The organism is Nitrosovibrio sp. Nv4 (assembly GCF_900215485.1).
Classification (GTDB): domain Bacteria; phylum Pseudomonadota; class Gammaproteobacteria; order Burkholderiales; family Nitrosomonadaceae; genus Nitrosospira.
Genome location: NZ_OCMZ01000002.1, coordinates 913,013 through 932,954 on the forward strand (window position 1 = coordinate 913,013; position 19,942 = coordinate 932,954).

A 19,942-nucleotide genomic window follows, 5' to 3' on the forward strand; every position below is an offset into this window, starting at 1 on the left:
TTATCTAGAATGCTCGGACCAGAAGAAAACTTTTATAACAATAATATGGGCAATTGTGTTAACAGGCCGTAGACTAATTCCCCGAAAAGATGTCCACTTACGTCTCATCAGCTTGCCAATCGACGACTATCCACAGATCCTCAAGCGTGTTGGATTCAAATTGCAGCTCATAGTCCCCGCTCACCTGCAGCGCGTTTGACGCAAAGGTCATCCCATTCCCAAGAGCGACCTTGCCGCCGAGCGAGCTGCCGTTTCTTCGCAACTCGACCTCTCCGTCGGCAGTGCCCGAGAAGAATAGATGCAAGCGCTTTGGCTGCACAGTGACCTCCTCCATCCGGAACGGGAAATGATAGGGTGCAAGTGAGAATTTCAACATGGGGCGGCCTTCTCCCTCCGAACGCTGACGCTTGAACCCAGCCCATTCAGTGCCAAACTCGTGCCTCATCGAGAAGACCCGCGCAGCGTGCGCCTCCAGCCACCGTTTTGCGCTCTCCTCGGCTTTCGCGCGATCTCCGTCTGGACGAGCCGTGTAGCGCATGGTGAGCACCACGTCGGCGATCGTATCGTAATCGAACGACGGCGGTTGTCCGAGCAACTCCAAAGACCAGGCGCTAATCACGCCAGACCCCTCAAACGGAAGGTAGCGCTCGTCGCGCAGGTTGGCCTCGAACAGACCGGCGTCCGCCTGCCCGGTGCTCGTTACAACTGCCTTCACCGCCGACTGATAGGGAGTAAAGTTCGCATCATCACTCCGCGGATCATTGCCATAGCCTGCGGCGGAGCGCCGTACGAAGCTTTCTCCCAAAGTCAAAGCGCAATTCACACTTGCGTACGGCCCTGTTACACAGGGAATGGACAGTGCCACGGATTTGATACGTCGGAAGCTATGTCCCGGGCAATCAAGGTCGAACAACTGCTCGGACAACTCGATCTGACATTTACCAGATTGGCGCAATGCTATGAGCTGTAGCGGGAACCACTCGCGCAAGCTAATATGCCGGGTAAGTTCGTACTCGCGTCGATTGCGTTCCTCGAACGAGAGCTCGAGTCGTTTGAGGTCGAACCAGAGCCGCTCCCCCGCAAAGAGCCCCTCCTTCCCGGCTAGGTAGCCTGTCTGGATGAAGTGCAAGCTGGAGTCTCCGAGTTCGTATTGCAGAGCGCTCTCGGCCTTGCGCGCGGTTTCAAGCGCGAGTTGGAAGCAGCGAGTGTGCAGGCCCTGAGCCTCGCGTTTCATCCACAGATAGAAATCCTCTGTCGTAGTCTTGCGCCGGTCGCCGCTTAACAGGTCCTGCTCGTTGGTGAGGAACTCAAGCACGTCTCTGGATTGTTGAACCTGCGTAAGGTGGTGTTCATGCTCGCGCTTTGCGATGTACTCACGAATCTCTGCGGAGCGATACTGTTTGTAGAGCTGCGTCAGCTCGCCGGCCGCCGCCTTGCGCTGCAGTGCCCACTCCTGTTCGCGGCGACCGAATGACGCCATGCGACCGGCCATGCTGGCCTTATGTCCGAGGCTACCTGCCGCGCCGCGAGCGATTCCGCCGAGGGCCTGAAACAACGGACCCAGATTGCGCCCGCCGATCCGCGCCGACACCCCTGCCCCCATCGGTTTTGCCGCTGCTTCGACATCCGGGATCAGGTTCAGAAACGAGCCGATCGATTCGATGGCGAGAGCCACCTCCTGCGCGATCTGCGTAGCTTCGAGCAGATCCAGCTCGTGCGCTTCCTCGTCCGACACCTTGTGCCCACCGTCGCGGGAGCTGGTGCCGATGCGCACGTCCGGGTCTGCCGCGTCGACCGTGGGCTCGTCAAGCGAGGCGTTGCGCCCTTCGAACTGGGCTCGGTCAAAGTTTGCGTAGTCCGGGAGCTTGATCTGTCCGTCGTCGGTACCAAGAAGGCGGTGATAGTGACGAAAGCGTTGAAAGGTATTCTGGAGATTGACAGTAACGCCCTCCCGCGCCTTGATTGCCTCCTGCCACTGCGCGTATTTCACGGTCTCGCCGAGATCCAGCATGCGGAGCTCGTGCCGAGCGCGCAGTACACCAAGCGTCTCGCCGTCCTTCTTTTCCAGCGCGGAAAGAATCTGCGAGCCCAGTGACTTCACCTCCTGCGCCAGCTCCATCGCCCGCTGTTGGATCACCTGAAAGCGCACCGGCAGAATGGCACCTGCGGTTCCAGCGATGATGGCTCCGACGTCCACGCCCGCAGCCACCGCGCGAGCGAGCATCGCCGGGTCGATCGGCGGAGCAAACAACGGCAACTGCCTGAAGATGCCCTGGAGGTTCAGGCTGTTCCGGATCTTGAATAGCCGGTCGCCGACCGTATCCCAGTAGCCAATCAGCTTTTCGTTGCGAGGCACGCAGAAATAGAGGCTCCGGCCGACGCTTTCAAGCACGGTCTGCTGCGTCCGGGCCTCCGCCTCAGGGGGCGGAGGAAACAAATCGAACGCGATCTCGGCTTCGAGCGCGACGGCGGCATTACCGAACTCGTCGAGCTTGTTCTTCAGACTCGCATAGGTCTGTTTGCGATTCTGGCCGCTGGCGGGCACCTGCTGCGGACGCGGTCCAAGGATATTCGCAGCCAGAACGTAGAGCTGCATCGCCTCATTTATGCTCTCTCGTGTGTCCTGCTGAAAGAGCGAATCACCCCAGGCGATGAGGTTGTCGAGGTATGCCATGACCGCTGCGTACATGTATGCGGTGGGGCGCGTGCGTGCGACGAGATGCGGACGGAATGGACTGTCACGCCATGCCGCGATCGCGCGTACGGTGGCATCCCGCGCCAGCGGATCGTCACCCGTCGCGAGATTGAAAAGCACGTTTTCTACATGCTCGACCTCATCGACACGGAACGGCTTCACCTTCCAGAATCGCTTCGGCCCCTGCGCCGGATTGGTGTTGTCGGTCGGATCGAAGATGTAGTGAAACCAGCGTTGTGCTTCGGCAAAACGGCCGTTTCGACTGAGGTGGAGACCGATCGTGTACGGCACGTGATAGAACAGCTCCCAGTTGTAGACCGAGTACGCGCCATTTTGGTAGTCGAAATCGAGGTCCTCGACCGGCAGCCCGTCTTCAGCTACAGTGGATCCCTCCTTGTGCGGGGCAACGACGGCCGTCACGTCGGAGCCGCATAGGGCAGGATCAACCCGCTCGATTACCTTGTTTGGCGCATAGTCCCTCTGGAAATACGTTCTGCGCAGATCGACCTCGGTGTCCAGGCGCTCCAAACCATCTATATCCTTGCCGATCAACTCGCTCATCAGCAGTTGCGCGTACGGATGCGTGTGCCCGCTGAACTTATAGACAAGCCGGCGAGCATGCTGGACGGAATGCGCGTACTTTCGCTCCTGGCTTACAATGCGCCACTGCGGGAGGCGTGCAGAATAGGTATCGAACGCGCCGTGAAAGATGCGTGAGTTGCTCATGGGAAGACTCCCTTCAGTCTGGCGAGATCCACAGCGTCTCGCGTCACCTGTACATTTACCCCCTTTGTCACATCTACCAGCTTCGGAGAGAAGTGCGAGGATGGCGATGCGGACGCCTCTGCCGTGACTCGCGCCACGCCCTTGGTGCTGACATCGGTACGCGGATCGATCACGCCTCGCGGGGTTCGGACGATGACGGGAATGTCGTTCACGTATTTCCGGGCGCGGTCCGCATTGCGCAAAATGCCGGTGGGGTCCGGAGTCACAGCGATCGCTTCCGGATGCAGCGGCGCGAGTGTCTTCGGTTGCACGTACTCAATACGCTCGCGCCTGGTGACTATCCACTCCGTCCACTCGTGCACGGTTGTTTCGACGACAGAAGGCTCGACAAAGAACGTGTGTGGACGAGATCCCCGCTCCTCGTAGAAGAACGGCGCAGCGAGCGCGCTGAGCGAGTCCGGAAATGGGTTGCTGAGTGGGTAGCCGCTGTCGAACCACGAGCCATCCCAATACAGTTCCCGCGGCCGGCCGCTCTCGTCGAAATAGACAACGTGCTGTTGCTTGCTGGACTCGAATGAGTAGCCGGTTGTGTCCGAGCCCACCTTTAGCGCGCCTGGCACCACATGCGTAAGCACGTTCTCGTACCACGCTCCTCGCCACCATTGTAGTCCGACAAGCTCGTCGCCTTCGCCGCGGTAGACGACGTGTTGTGATCCAGCCCATTCGATGACGTAGCCGAACGGATCACCCTTTGCCTTCGTGAACGGCGTACCGATGGGATTGTAGTTCCAAGAGCCCGGGAAACCCCACAGCTCGTGAATCTTGTCGTCGCGTCCGCGATAAACCACATGCAACGTGTTCTGCAGGAGAAATGCGTAGGCCGAGAGCGAGGCGTTTGGGGCCGGCATCACCACACCGGTCATTGCTTGCGTGATGTTGGTGTAGGTCCACACGAGTCCCGCGTTGTCGCTCCGCAACTCGTGAACGTGGCCGTCGACGCCTATATAGAAGAGATGGCGGCTGGTCACTCGCGTCATCGCCAGCTCGGTTTTGGTCATCAGCAACCCGGCCGGATCGCTCGCGGGCTTGGGCGCGCCCACACCGAGTTCTCGGAGGTCCCACGTGCCGTCGGCAGTAGACTCCACCACAGCGCGCAAGCGGCCATCGGCGGTCCGAAACACCACACCGCGATTCGGCAGGTACATGCCGCCAAGTGGGCGGCCCTGCGGGCGGTCGTTTGCAGTGACGGCACTATAGAGGGTGTCAACGCGCCATTCCGTGCCCAGAAATCTCCCATCCCCCATATCGGCGTCAAGTTGCGACCAGACAAGCTCGTGAATGCGCGTTTCGCCGGCATAGGCAATGCACAGCATGCCGCGGTCATCCACTCCATACCCGTAAGGATCGGAGGCGGCGGATTCGGCGTCAGCGAGCGTGCTGGAGCCCGCCGCCTCAAGGCTTGGAGACTGGTAAAACCATCCCGTACGATCGCCGAACATATCGTAGATGCTGCCGTCTCCACCGCGATACACCACATGCTGCGCGTTCTGCGGTTCGAAAACGAAGCCGTGAGGTCGGCCCACTCCCGCTGGCGGCGTGCGAGACGGCACCGGCAGCGTCTCGTTCGTTGGGAATAGCAGCGAGAAATTGTGTGCGGCGTCGAGAATGGGAGATGTATCGCGCTGTAGGATGTCTCGCTCCGCGACGGAGCTCTTGGAGACGGCTGAAACGAATGTGATGCTCAACGGTTGCTGCTCGTTGGAGACCCACTTCGTAGCCTTCGGGGAAATCGCATCGAAGGGCGGCAGAGTCGGCGCGGACGAGTCGGACTCCGAGCGGGGTGGCGCGAGCTTGCTGAAGAACACGAATTTGTGTCCTTTGTTTTCGTTCGTGATGTGGATCTCCAGATCGTCGTCCTGCGCTCCAGCTTCGTTTTCGATCACCACCGTCCGTACGAAGAAGCCTCGTTTTTCCTCATCCGAGGTCGCCTTGCAATCCATGAACGCAGTATCCACGAACCCCGATGTGGAGCCTCGATTCGTCCACTTATCGTCAATGCGCTCGGCCCAGTGCAATTGCACCTTGACGTACGTGGGTCCACGCAAATTCCTCGTATCGACCGTGTCGCTCGCCGGTGTGAATATTGGAGGGGGATCAATTGGCAATGTCTGTTCAAGAAACGTCACCCAGAACAGATGCATGCGGCCGCGCCAAGGAGCGAGCACGAGATGCTCGCCCTCGATGTGCATCTCGATTGGCTCCCACGGCGTCCAGATACCGTGCGAAATGTTTCGATAGAGATAGGTGAAAGGCGCGCTCGGCGTTCGCCCGACGAGGTGCACGATGCTGCCATCCGCACTGATGCCTGGCTCGAAGTACATCGTGAGCATTTCGAGGCGTGCGATCGTTTCGAGGCCCTTGAGATATTCGTACAGCGCGGCACGCACCAGATCGTCATTCACGTCCCCCTGCAGCAGATTGCCCTCCAGCGCCCGGAACAAGTGCGTGCGATCGTCCCGGAACTCTGGATCAAGCCAGTTCTCGGGCCAGATGAACATTTTGCGGTTCACTTCCCATACCCGATATCGCCTCATCCATTCCCAGCGCTTGGTGTCTATGATTTGCGGGTCGACGCGGTCCGGCTCCAGATTCATCAGACAGCGCTGGACGAACAGCTGCACCGAGGAGATAGCAAGCTGGATGCGTGACGCCAGCACCACCGGCTCCATGCCTGGGTCGAGCAGCAGATGCTCGAAGAGCTTCTCCATCGTCTCGCCATAGCGGGGCTGACCTTCGGCGTTTAGCACGTGAGTGAGATGGACGACCAGCGCATCCCTCTGCTTTTTGCGCAGTCTATCGAATATCGGCTGCGCCAGTTTGCGCCACGCGGAGCGCGGGTAGCGAGCCTTGACGGCGGTGCGCAGCTTCTGCGCCACCTTCTCGTCAATGTACACCGTGGCAAGGTCGACAATCGCCTCGGGCCTCAGACTCAGCCGCATGCAGCACTTGATTGCTTCCAGCGACTCGCGCAACCGCGCGGGATCCTTCATTACTAAGACACTGAAGGTCGGCCCCGCGGTGGGTGTCGCGCCGATGGCGACCAGCAATGCAGGCAGGAGATCGACCTTGAGACCCGTAAGCGCGCCGAACGCGTCACGCAGCCCAGCCTCACGCGCGGCCACTGTGTTCTGCACGTCCAGGGGTTGCTCTGCCGCTCGTAGCACTGCCAGAAGCCGCTCACTGCGACCTGTGCTCCTTCGAATGGCTACAAAATCGATCCACGGGGCTAGTCCCTTGCGCAGCGCCTGCGCTCGAGCGTCGTCTACAACCTCATCGAGCGGCAGATCGTTCGGGTTCACGGCCCCCGGTACATTCATCAGGTAATCCAGTTCCGCAGCCGTGACCTCCAACGATTGAATGAGATCAAGCGCTTTGCGCAGCTTGCGCAATGAGTAGACAGTGTGCTCAGGGTCAGAGAAGCCACTTTCCTTGATGAATTTGCCGCCAGCGTCTTTCAGAACCTTGCTGACCAGCGCCTCCACAAGCGGAACGGGCGCGGACAGCTGTCCAGCCAGCGTTTGCACGATCAACGCCGAAAGCTTCTCCGATGCCGCCTGATCAGCAGCCGGCAACAAAGCGAGCGCAAGCGATGCGGGGTCGCTCGCGGCATAGGGCGGCGGCGAGACACCGCGATGCCGACACTGTCTGTCCAAGAACGAAACACCGATGCCTGCTTTGCCGAGCAGCGCCACCTCATCTACAAACGCAAGAGCTTGAACCCATGGCGTGTCCTGAGCCAGTTCTGTGAGCGGCATGTTCGGCAGCGCAGTGAAAGGCTTGTGCTCCGAAAGGCTGAGCAGCGACAAGAGATCGGCGATCGGAAGATCGAGTCCGCGAGCAAGTACGCCATAGCGCCCGAGCATCGAAAGATTACTGATGGACAGCAAACGATCCCCCGCCTGTGCAGACTTTAGAATCGGCTCTATTTCCTCGTACGCCAGTTGCAGCGCCTGACGCACAACGTCCACGTGGTCGCTAATCTGTGCTGTGCCGTCCTGAAGCACTTGACCGAGGCGTTTGTCAAACGTGGGATTTCGCCCCATGGCGCCGGCGCTGGTGAAGAGGCGCTCATACAGGCAGTCCGTGCCTGTCGTCGGGATATCACTCCACAGCAGCAGCAGTTCCTCCCGCGACACGCGATCGTTAAATCGCTCGCGAAGCTCTTCGACATGCGCGAGATAGATGAGTGCGGTCCGCATGGCATCTGCAAACGACGTCATCGTGAGCGCTCCGACCCCGGGTACAAGAGCCATGAGCGCACGGTCGAGCTCGTGGATCTCCCAACTCAGCCTTCTCTGCAGCCGGACGAACGCGTTCATCTTCAGCAGCACAAGTGCCATGGCAGCATCGGGCGCCGCCGGCGCCAGATCGAACGCAAGCGTCGCCTGAGCAAAATCGCAGCCCGCAGCAGGCGCGCTTAGCACCAGCGTCGCGTTGCGCATGGCTTCCGTTCGAAGTGGGGCGAGGTCTGCCGGTCGCAGGCCCTGCGCGAGCAGATCTGCCTCGAGCCCGGACTTGTCGGCCTCATTCAGAGGGTCCCCCGAGCCGAAGTAGCGATCAATAGTGTTCGGATCGACGCCGACGCGCTTTAATGCAATGAGTTTCTCGATCTCTGGATTGATGAAGCGCGTGCGCAGGATCTCGACCAGTTCCTCGTAGGATACACCCAGGCGCCGCGAGAGTGTTTTGGCATTACGCAAGCTCGACGCGGCGGGGCGCGAAACACTGTTCGCCATCTCCGTCTTCAGCGCTTCGTCCTCGCTGCCGAATCCGTACAGCGCAAACCAGTCATCGGAGCCCATAATCGCCGCGACGTCCCCAGGTGAGAGCCCGAGCCGCTCGAACCACACATCAGTCCAGCCATCGGTACGATCATTGCGGGTGGCCAAAAGTGTGGTCGGGCGTGCGATGCACTGCCGCAACCGCCAAAGCGGCAGATCAAGCTGCCTCAGAAAGGTACGTACGGTTTCGAGCGGAAGATCGAACGGCAGCGCGAGCGGATAAACCCGATCGCGCAGCCCCTTGAATCCGGATTCACCCACATACGCGCTCCACAGAATATTCTGGGGCTCGGCGATGAGATCGGCGCTCGAAGCGTCACCGACGTCGTAGGCGTACAGATCCGGCACGTCCACACCGTCAGCAACCAACAGTTGTTCGAGTACTTCGTTGACCACATCGATGTACGGAAGCGCTGTGTTCGTGTTCTCGCAAGTCAGCGCGATGTTCTTTATGTCGGGACGGCGGCGGTTCAGTGCGTCAAACGGCTTGCTCTTCGTGTAGGAGGCCCCCGTGCGTGCTTCATACGATCCCTTCGCAGTCGCCCAGTCCTCTTCATTCGGATCGATGAAATGCAAAATGTCGACCAGATAGGCCGCGGGGCTGAGCACTGATCGACACGTCGAGCACTCGCAGTAGTCTGCCGACCCGAAAAGCGTCTCGAGCGTTGGAAACATCCCACTGAGTTTCTGGCGCGCGACAGCCTGTTGATCGCTGCGACGCTGCACATCTTCGGGCGTGGAGCCCGGCGCGTATGACGGCGTCGCCATCCGCTTCAATCCGTCGAAGACGTTGAAGACCGTCGCAGACTGCTGCTGCGCTTTCCAGTAGACGAACTGGCTGACCGACGTCTGGCGCGTCCGGCTACCTTTGGGAAGGTAGGGCGCGACACGGTGCGAGAAAGTAGCGAAGTCAGCCTTTGCAATCGCAGTCGCCGAGCGAAAGCCGGCTTGGAGAACCGCACTGAGTGCCTCATCCGTCGGACTCGCGGCGTATAGCGATGAAAGGGTTTTCACGCTTCCGAGCACGGCGTCGCGTTTCTCTGCAGGTATGCCGTTCCATACCGCCGCTTCGTTCCCCGCGATGAACGTACTGAGAGGGGTCTGGCCGAGACGGAACCCCACGGGTACGGCGTTCCGGAGAAACACAGCGATGCCGTCGCGCTCCGCCACGCCCGCGAGCTTTCCGCTCGCGATCCTCTGGACCGTGACGGCGTGAGGATCCATCTGTCGCACACGACGGGCGAGCTCAGCCGCATAAACATCGAGTCGCTCGTCCTGATCGCGGCCGGTGAATGACAACGGGATCAGAGCGGCGAGCTTCGCATTGTCGTCTGATGCGAGATCACGAATTGTCACCTTCCACGTGTCTTCGTCGCCGTACCCGAGGTCGATGAGGGCAAGAACGTTGTCGCCGACCTTTCCCACCAGAACCTCGACCAGCTCTGCATTGTTAAAAGTCAGGTAGGCCAGCTTACCCTGCAACTGCAGCTTGTCGATTGCACCCTGTGAAACTCCGGCATTTTTCGCGCGTTCCCAGAGGCCCCTAGGCTCGTCGTCGCGCACGACCTTCGCAAAGGCTGCACGATCAGCGTCAGAGATGCGCGCTTTTGCAACGAAGTCTTTCGCGCTCGACGGCGCGCCCGAGATGCCCGTGGTGAACTTGTAGTCGGCCGCGAAATTGGTGAACGCCTCCAGCCCCTTGCTGACGACCGCGTCATCGACGATGCCGGCTTGCGCGGCCTGCCTCAGCGCATTGGCAACCGTCTGCTTCGAAATGTGGGCGATCGCGTTGGTGTTTGTCGGCAAGCCAGAGCGTGCGAGAGCGTAGAAACCCTCTGCAGGAATGCCAGTGCGCGCCTCGCCATCCACGGCCTCGGAAGCGAGCGCCAGCGCGGTGGCGTCCCACCCGGTCGAGTTGGAAAGCAGTGTGAAGTCGTGGCGTGGGCCGCGTTCAAGCGCGTCCCTCAGTGCGTCGAACTTGCCCCCCAGTTGCGGGCTGACCGCTGCGCGCAATCGTGAGAATTCCGACGCTGCAGGCTGCACTGCGGCCGGCGCGATGAGGTCGAGCCGCTCGTCCGCATTCGCGCCAAACTTGGTTCGCGAGAGCTGGACCTCCTGCCCGTTCGGCTCCACCGCATAGACTTCAATGTTTGGCGTTCCCTTAGCGGTATAGGACAACGTGTACGTTCCACCGCCGTCAGTCGATGCTTCACCGAGCAGCGTGCGAACGCCGCCGAAGCCGCGCTGATAGACTCGTACATTGATCGCGGCAGCGGCTGGACCATAGTCGAGCGCAATCGTTCCGGATACGCGCCCTACGAAGCGGCTGCCAGCTGGCAGCGGCGCGTTTGGTGCGACCTCCGGCACGGTTACCAGAATTTCTACTTCCTGATTCTTGGACTGAAGATTTGAAATGGTGGTATGGGTATCGAGGGTTTTATCTGCTTGCTGAATGTGAAAGGTGACTTCCACTTGGTGGCCCGCTGAAATCTTGCTAAATAGGGCCTCGTCGAAAGGCAACAAGGCAACGCCTTTTGCATCGGTCGTGCCCAATTGGGTCATCAGCACTATCTCGCTCGTGCGAAACTCAGCTTCGACTTGTACGCTAGGTAGAACCTCTCCTGTTGCCTTGTTCTTGACGGTTGCGGTCAGGATGAAGCTCTTCGGCTCGGCATTTTTGACGGTGATATTCAACGTTACTGACTCAGGGGCAACGGATTGCCGCACTTCCCCGACTGTACGGCCCTCCGGAGTGACGGCGCGAACAACGAGATTCGGACCTTTCCGGGCGTCGGGCTGCCACGAATAGCTTAAATGATAATTAGCCTTCGGATTGGGTGCAGCTCTGCCCAGCTCGAGAAAGTTGTTAGCGGAGAGCGCATCCAGGACATGAACGGTCAAATCACTCCCCAGGAAGGCGGTATTGTCGGGTCTGCGGATTTGGCCGCTGACCGAATAGGTGACCACTGGGGAGGTATCAGAACTATCCGAGTCAAGTGTGACGGTAGCGATGTCATCAAGCTTCTTCTTGAAATCGCTACCCTGATCGGAAGAAAGATTTTCAATGGTGAAACCCCGCTTCCAAAACATCTCTGCAAAGTCGTTTTGAGAATCAGGGTCAGCTCCGGTCAGTCTGAATAAATATTCGGGCGTGCCGTCGGCTATCATCAGCCGGAGAAAATCCTCCTTGGCGGTATAGTCATAATACTTTAGACTTTTAAGCGCTTTCTCCAGTGCTCCGACCTCGCTGGCGCTAAGCCCTTCGAACAACAAACCCCGAGCCAGCACAGGCTGCGGAATCTCGTCCATGTCCCGGACGAAATCCAGGAATGCTTTGAGAATGGCGAGTTTATTCGTCGGCTCCTTGAATATGATAGTAGCTTTCATACTGAATCTCCCTATGTGGTAGCCCCCTTCTAAGCCGCCTTGTCGATTTTGTACATGGGTTGTTGTTCAGTTACCCTCATCCACCTTCTTAATCGCCATTCACTCCTTCCTCAATCATTTCCCGCTCCCATCCGGCAAAATCGGTTTCACGTAGGGGACCCCGCAGGGTGATTCGCTAATACGTAAGAACGAGGGCGTGTTCCATATATCCACGTAGCATGTGCTCTGCCTGACTTCTAATGGTCGTCACTTCGATCACCACATTCGATAGCAGTCCTCCATCCGTTCCAAAGAAATCTGCCACACCATCTCTAACTCTTCCGCGTCGGACGGCTCCTCTCGCAGGTAACCGAGCTCCCCCTTCAACATGAGGTTGAATTGTGGGATCGAGTGCAAACCTAAGCCGAACATGCGATTCTACAAATTTTCCCATTAACATTGCTGCACGCGGCCTACCATTTAGGATCTCGGTCACCTCACTGGGTAAAAGATGCTCCTCCAGTGTTAAACGATCACCTGACCTTACTGCTTGCCTTGCTACCTCGCCACTATCACGAACAACTGCTCCCATTCGTTCAACCAACTCTATTCTCTGCATTATCTCTGATGCCTCGGAGGACGCGCTTTCAGCAGATACTGGCTCTCGTGGTAATACTTGTGGTTCCACATCATCGTGCTCACCTCTTCTGCCACTACCGCCACCCCCACTATCAGCGCTATCGCTGCTAACGTCGTGAACTGTGGAAGCATCACGAGAAGATCTACTATCTAATCTTGTATGATGCGAAGGGGGAGGGAGAGTTGAAGGTTGGGTGTCTGGAACTGACGGATGCGCAGGTACGCTCGGGGATCTAGTCGCAGCAGGAACATCAGGACTTTGAAGAGGTGGAGGCACACCAGCAGATTGTGCTACGTGGGCTGGAGTTTGCACAGAAGTTGAGGTTGATGAATGAGGCGTTGCATCAGGTACCTGAGTAGCTGGGCTTCGTGATGCTGCTCTATCCATTTGTCTATCTGCAGCAGCACGAGCAAACACGCTAAAATCATGAGCATTAGGAGGCATATCGCCAAACAACCAGTTTGCGATTATTGTCCCAAGTGCCGCTCCTGGGGCACCACTTTCCCAGGATTCTCCCTGGACTACATCTGCAGGATCGAGACGTTGCCACCTTCGAGCTTGTTGTCCATTTGGATCACTGTTGGATATGGGATTTTGAGCTGAGTAGCAATATAAATTGAGACCATCTCCAACCCCTATCGGATCGCAACTCGCCCACGTTCCCAACCAAGGTAAATAATACCTCGCCTTGTGGTAACTCAACCCGCTCTCCTCATCCCGCTCCATCCCGGTATAGCGATAGCGCTTGGCGATAGCCTGCACACGCCGTCCGCGTGCCTGATACGCCGTCGTCCCATAGGGATGGTATTCCTCATACGAAATAATCTGTGCTGCGCCATCCAGCTCCAGCCCTACCGAACCGAGGTGGTTGCTGTACTGATAGCGATCCAATACTGTCTTTGGCAAGCCAGCATCCGTTTCAATAACATCCTCTATGATCAACACGCGCTGATCGTCCACGAACAGATGATGCGTTTCGATCTCTTCCACCAAGCCGCCATCGTGCCAGCGCCGGTACCATTCCATGCCGCCGAGATAAAAGCGCTCTTCCACCGTGTGGCCGCCATTGTTGCGCTCGACGCGCTTGCGCGTACGCTGCTGGTTGCTGTCGTACTCGTAATAGGCCCAGCCCCCGCCGCCCAGATCGAGTGTATGGATCATGTCGCGCGTATCCCAGCGCAGACGAAATTCGTCCGGCACATTAGCCAGGTGGCGCATGCTACCGTGGGTATCGTAGCTGTACTGCTCACTGAGAGTGGCTTCATCCGCTGCCACGTAAGGTGCATAAACCAGACTGCTGCCGTTTTGTGTGGCGAGCAGGCGGTTGCTGTGCAGGTGGTACTGGTAGTTGCGCGTCCAGTTGCCACGATCGGCGGTATGGCGCATTTGCAGAATGTTGCCCACGCTGTCGTAATGGTAGCGCTGGGTGTAGTGGCGCAATACGTTGCCATCTAACCAGAAATTCACCGATGCAGGTACAGGCGGACGTTGCAGCGGCGGACCATCTGCATGATAATTTTCACGTCCGGTGGCTTCGATCAGCCGGTAGAGTGCGTCGTAGGTATAGCGGCTGCTCGGCCCAACTTCCTGGTTGCGAAAGAATACCGGCTGGTAAGCATCATCGTGAATTTCGGTGATATTGCCGGAGGGGTCATAGGCATAGTAAAGGTTTTGAAACACATTCTCGTCGTTCAGACCACTGGGGAGCATCGGCAGTGTTTCTCCCGGACTCGTGCGCGTTGCGCGCAACTGAATCAGGCGGAATGTCAGTGGGTCATAATGATAACGGGTGCTCGTGCCATTGCCGTACTGGATACGGGTACGCTGACCTTTGGCATCGTATTCAATGTTGAGAACCGCGTTTTGGATAACTCTCCGTTGCACGGTGAGGGCTTCGCTTTGCAACAGCCCGCGCGCGTTATACTGCGGCTCGTATAGCGCCGATGGCCGGCCTTCACGATGCCAGTTCTGCAGTTCTGTCATTCGGCTGAGCGCATCGTACTGGGTGCGCTGGGTGAAGGTCTCGTGCTCAAACGCAGCCGGTGGCGGATCTTCCGGCCAATGAATGATAGAAGCGGCATAGGCGCTGCCGAACTGTCGCGTCACTTCGAGCAGGTTCCCTTTGAAGTCAAAGAATTCATTCGTGATCAAGCCGCTGGGGTCGTAGTGCTGGTAAACCTGTCCGCGCCGATTACGTGCCTTTGCTTCTGCCTCGGATTCTGAAACGCTTTCACCATAGACAAATCGTTCGGTCACAAGCCATGTTTCTCTGTTTATCCGCAAGCGCTGTTCCAAGGGACGGCGCAGTGGGTCGTAGACCGTGTGGTAGAGACGGCTTTCTTCCTGCAACCGACTCTCTTCGACTATGCGCTCATTCCTGTCCCACGCGTAATGCGGCTGCCCGGTGGCATCCATTAGCATCCAGCGGTCGCCGCCATCCATACTGTGCTGGAACAGTAAATTGCCTGCGATGTCGTAGGCGGGGAAATATTCCGACCCCGTACCGGATGCGTTGCGCTTGATATATTCCATGACCCTATTGCCGCGTGCATCTCGTATCCACAACGGCTTGCCTTCGGCATCGAGATGGGTATAGGTGGCATATCTTTCGTCACGACTCACACCGTCACCATCCTGATACCGGTTATGAGCGACACTGATCACCTCCCGACCTAAGCTATCCAGGAAAACAGCAGCGGGCGTGCCGGCATGTTGCGCCGCCAACCAGGCAGCACGCTGTTGCGGTGTGACCAGCAACTGACCAGTTACATTAGTGGGCAATGGACTTGTCGGATCGAGCGGATCTTGCGCCGCGTACCAGGCATTGCCCCCTTCAAGTACCGTGTCATTCTGATCATACGTGTAAACATGCCAGGGCGTGAATTCCACCCGACTGTAGCTGCCGTCCGGCGCTTCAGTGCGAATGAGGCGGCCTGCGGCGTCGTAATACAGGATGGGCGTGACGCCAACGGCCTGTGAAGCTTCTTCGTTGTCCCACCGGTGATGTCCGCTGAAGTACGGCTCGTATTGCTTTACAGATTTTCCCTTATTGTTGAGGATCATTTTTCCGCTGGTAATCCAGCGCAAGGAGGGGTCCGGCGCGAATCTCGGAATAGGCCCGCCTTCGGCTTTGACCTTTGCCATTAATAACTGCCCGGTGCCGTCGCTATACTCAAAAACTGTCTGCAGTCCGCTGTTGGCGCCGCCTGGGGCCGCAAAGTGTGTTTCGCGCCTGAGTCCTGCAGCACAGGCAGGATGGCTGCCGTAGGTGAGACGCCCATCCGTAAATTGTTCGCCAAAGTAATAAACGTGGCGCGCAGTGGCGTTACCCAGAAGCGCGCGGGCATCCGCTTCGCCTTCGTTATCGTAGCCACCAGTAAAGAATTGGATGAGTGTGCCGGTGTCCGGGTCGGCGGAAACATTCTCCAGATTATCGCTCTGGCTACCTTTGCCTTTGAGCGCCATGGCGGCAGGCAGCCCGAGAATATCGAAGGTAGTCTCGGACAGATTGTCATTGATATCCCGCATCAGGCTGGGTGCCAGGACGCGGAAGTCAAATGCATCAATTTCGGTTACATTTTCTATCGGATCCTTGCTGCTCTGGATATATAGATGGTAATCGCTATCGTAGGTCAGCTCGGTGGTATTACCGAAAGGATCGGTATAACGGTTGGGTGTATAAAAAGTTGCCGCAGTGTTGTCATCAAACCCCGCAATGCCGGAGCGGATCCACCACTTATCAGTCTCACCCGTGAATTGATGATAGCCGCCCTCTTGCAAAATCCGGTCAAGCACCCTGTCTCGGTCTGTTTCTCCCGCTTCCAGCGGCAACTCTTGCAGTTTTTCGCCCAGGATGGCTTCCAGCAAATCATTGGTGAGCGCCAGTTTGTAGGTTTCATACGGCAGGCCTAATGCGCCAAGTTCGCCTAAGGCCAATGCCGCGTCCAGCGCGTTGTTGAAATAAAGGACTCGCACATGCTCAACGCAACGTTTCTGTGGCGTGGCGTCATTGGCAAGCTGATGGTAGAGGATCTCAATGACGGCATCCTCAGTGACGGCGTTCTCGGCGTTCTTTATGTTTGCTTCCCGCAACTCTGCTAATGAATAGTAAAACCCTCTCTCCGGCCTAATGCCGGTGAGTTCATAGGTCTTGACTTCGCAAGGCAGGGGCAGCCGGAAATTATCCGGGCCAAGGAAATCACTTATGTCATCGGTAAACCGATTCTCGGTGTAAGCCAGATGCTGCTCGTCCTGTACTTTCGCGATCAGCTCCAGAGTGCCGTCCGGCAGCGGTGCTACACCGGTTTCGTTATGCTGGCCCAGACGTCTATAGGCGACAGCCACCGATTCCAGCACATTGCCGTACTTGTCTGTACGGAGGTTCAATGCATGCGCGATGCGGGGGTCTGGTTGCAAGGGCCGGGGCACCTCATCGCGCAAATCGAGCTCGTAGTGATACGCTATTGCTTCGCTTTCGGTGACGAGAAAGACGGCATGGCGGTTTTGGGCACGGGGTTGCAACCGTTGGATATGGCAGTTGTGATAAGCGGTGGAGAACAGCTTAACGCGTTTTTCTTCGCCATCCTCCAGCGCATCCACCTCCAGCTCGTAAATTTCCTGCCGAAGCATCATCCCCTTGCAGGCGCGCAGCGCTTCGCGCCACTCTTCTGTTGATAGATCCAGTGCTGCGAGGTCAGGCGCACGCAAGGCGTTTTCGAGAAAAACATCGGGTTGCGGGAAATACTCCTGCTGGAGCTGGTTGAGAATGCGCTCACGGCTCAGGAAGGCTCCCGTGTGAAACCAGGTTACGGTCTTGACCGGGGGTTGGTAAAGCATGCGATCATTGGTTATGTAGGGGCTGTTGATGTTGCCCCCGATGAATTCCCCGTAATTTTCCACATCCTCCTGCTCTACCCGTCCAAAGCCCCTGAACTCCCGCTCTGCTCCATCGAAATACCCATGATGGTAGCTATAGCGAGTGACAAAGGCGGTTCCCCGCCATTTCTCCCTGACGACCACTTTTTCGACGACGTGGACGGGAAAAGGTAGCTTGGTGATCCAGGGTGTGCCTGCCGCCTTATCCGCAAGGTAGAACTTAGTGGATGCGGCATAATGAATTTCCGTTTTTGCACCCAGGTTGTTTTCTACTGTAATTAGCAAGTGAGGCTTTTGCCCGCGCATCAGGTCGGGTAGATCAGGCCTTTTTCCGCCCATCAAGTCGATATAACGTAACGGCTGGGCTACGCTTCCGGGCAAGGGTGACGACCACACCAGGCAGGCGGTACCGTTGCCCAACAGGTCAGCAGTCATCACGGAGGAAAGATTATCGACCGCAGGAAATTGGCGCAGGGCACGGGGCGCGCTCCAGCGGTTGCCGGATTGATTGAAGTAGAGACGTACGCCATCCCGGTGCAGGTAGATGATATCGGTGGCGCCGGAGCCGTCGATATCGGCCAAGCGAATGCGCTGCTGGCTGAACTGGTCGGGATTGTCGAACCATGGCGCGTTATCCATGGTCACTTTAGCGCCGAACCGTCCATAACCCAGATTGGGCCAATAGCAGACCTCGCCATTGCGGATGCGCACCAGCGCGGTAAGTCCGTCCCCGCACATATCCGCGAGATAAATGGATTGCGTGCCGTCAGCGAAAACCAACCGGGGGCCATCCTCTTCATCCAATGGCTGTGAGACTTGCCGCGCCGGACCGAAACCTTCTTCGGCCATTGACGGATACCAGGTGAAAACCTGATGCTCGCTGATAAGCACATCGGCATGGCCGTCGCCATTGAGGTCGAGAAAACGCAGATTGGGCTCGTCCCATGGTACGTTGGGCAGCGCTTTGAATGATAAAAAGGGCTCCCAGTCTTCATCAAATGTGCGTTCATAAAACCCTGGCGTAGGCCCGCTGAATTCCACCAGATCAAGCTGGCCGTCTCCCGCCAGATCGAGCAATTGCTGGCGTCCGCCGCTCAGTGCCGCCAGTGAGGGCTGGCGTGACACTTGCTGCATGGGTCCGAATTTCCCTTCGCCCAGATTGGGCTTGTAGAACCAGGTATTCGCCTGTTCGGTGAGAATGCCGGCGACGCCTTCGCCATCCAGATCCACCCACTGATACGTGCTGCCATCCAGTCCGATAGGCAGGTTCTCCAGGCTTGCTGCGTCCAGTTCGCGAATATCATCTTGAATGATTGCCTTGCTGTATGTGAATAGTAGCGGTGGCAGCGATTTCTTGAGGTAGGTATGCTTTCTGTATCTATCCTCCGTAGGCTCGCTATTTTCCGGCGCGGCAGCGTCGATGAGGTACCCAGATTGGGCTACGTTCTGGATGAAGGAGGCAAAGCGCGTGCTACCGTCGTGGTCGAGTTCGGTTTCGACTGATGGATTGGCGGAATAATCTAGATCGGCATACTCGAACTCGGTGGACCGCACGAGATACGGCTGAACGACCAGCTCAGCAAAATTATGGAACATTAGCACGCGGTGGCAGCGGCGGTAGGTGCGAAGCTCAAAGCCGGCACGGTAACTGGAAAACGGATCTGGCCGCACTGCCCAGGGTTGGCTTTCTGGTTCCGCCGCAGCTTCAGCGCTCGGGTGTTGAGCGGCTACCGGAAGCGAGGCATCAAGCGGGAGAATGCGGTAATGGTCCTCGCCATAGTCGAAGACGACTTCGAATAGCCATCTGGTTTGGCCGATTTGCTCGGGAGACAGGAAGCGCGGGCGCCGGCCTGCATCCAGCAATGGCCTTTGATTACCGTAGCGAATGTATTTGATGTAGCGATTAGCCGTACGCTCACGGTTTCGCTCGTTGGCTTGAGACGAGCCGACACCCGTCCCGTCTTCGGCCTTGTATTCATACAGGATGGCATTACCCTTGTCGTCGCGCGTTTCGCAGATCAGCCAGCTGAAAATTTTCCGGAAATCGGTCGGATCACAGATGCGCGAATTGCTGTCCTTACCATAGAGTGTGAGAATATTGTCCTTTGAAATCGAGCGCCAATGAACGTCTGTCGGGTCTAAGTTGTTCGTCCATCTCTCGATGCGGGCAAACAAGCCTTCGACGCGGGGCCGGTATCGGCGAACACGGTAGCCCTCATGCAGAAACTCATCGAACTTGTGGTTGCCGTTCTCATCCAATTCCCACTCTTCAGGCTCCTCGCCAGCCTTCTTGAATATCGGCACCAGGTCTTCTGCACCCGAGAGAATGAAAACATCCGACTCTTCGGCATCGAAATACTGCGGTAAACCTTTGTCAGTCTTGCGGGTGATCGAAGGCAGCGAAAGATTCCAGCCGAAACCGAAAGGTCCGTTGCCGGCCCCCGAGTCGTAGGAGAGCGATAACTGCGGGCCGAAGCCATTGCGCCCCGGGCTGGTTGCTATGGGAACCGACATGGAGCCGGTGCCCGTCACCGGGTTGGCGGCGAATTTCTCGCCCATGCCACGGATGGCGCCGCCGCCCTTGGGCAGGCTTATCTGCGGAGCGGAAAGCGAGAACTTATCATCCTGAGCTTCTTTCCCCTTGGGGGTATTTTTGTCGGTTTGATATTCCACTCAAATCTCCCATGAGAACTGCTTGGGTATGTCATAGATTTGATACAACAAATCCTGAACCGAATTCCGCGGGCTGTTTTTTCTGAAAACCGGTTAATTAGCGATCAGATTATTGCGATAAACAGC

At 57.5% G+C, this 19,942-nt stretch carries 3 protein-coding genes; all 3 read right to left on the reverse strand.

Going from position 1 to position 19,942, the window contains the following annotated elements:
• Window positions 1-97 precede the first annotated feature (97 nt).
• Window positions 98-3,421, reverse strand: coding sequence for an insecticidal toxin protein (locus CRO05_RS12335; RefSeq protein WP_097067439.1), 3,324 nt, complete (start codon window positions 3,419-3,421; stop codon window positions 98-100).
• The gene (locus CRO05_RS12340; RefSeq protein ID WP_097067440.1) at window positions 3,418-11,649 is read right to left on the reverse strand and encodes a neuraminidase-like domain-containing protein; all 8,232 of its coding nucleotides are present in this window, start codon (window positions 11,647-11,649) and stop codon (window positions 3,418-3,420) included. The genes CRO05_RS12335 and CRO05_RS12340 overlap by 4 nt, the downstream gene beginning before the upstream one ends.
• Before the next feature lie 175 nt (window positions 11,650-11,824).
• Entirely contained in the window at window positions 11,825-19,816 is a 7,992-nt protein-coding gene (locus CRO05_RS12345; RefSeq protein ID WP_097067441.1) for a SpvB/TcaC N-terminal domain-containing protein, read from the reverse strand.
• Between the last annotated feature and the right edge of the window lie 126 nt (window positions 19,817-19,942).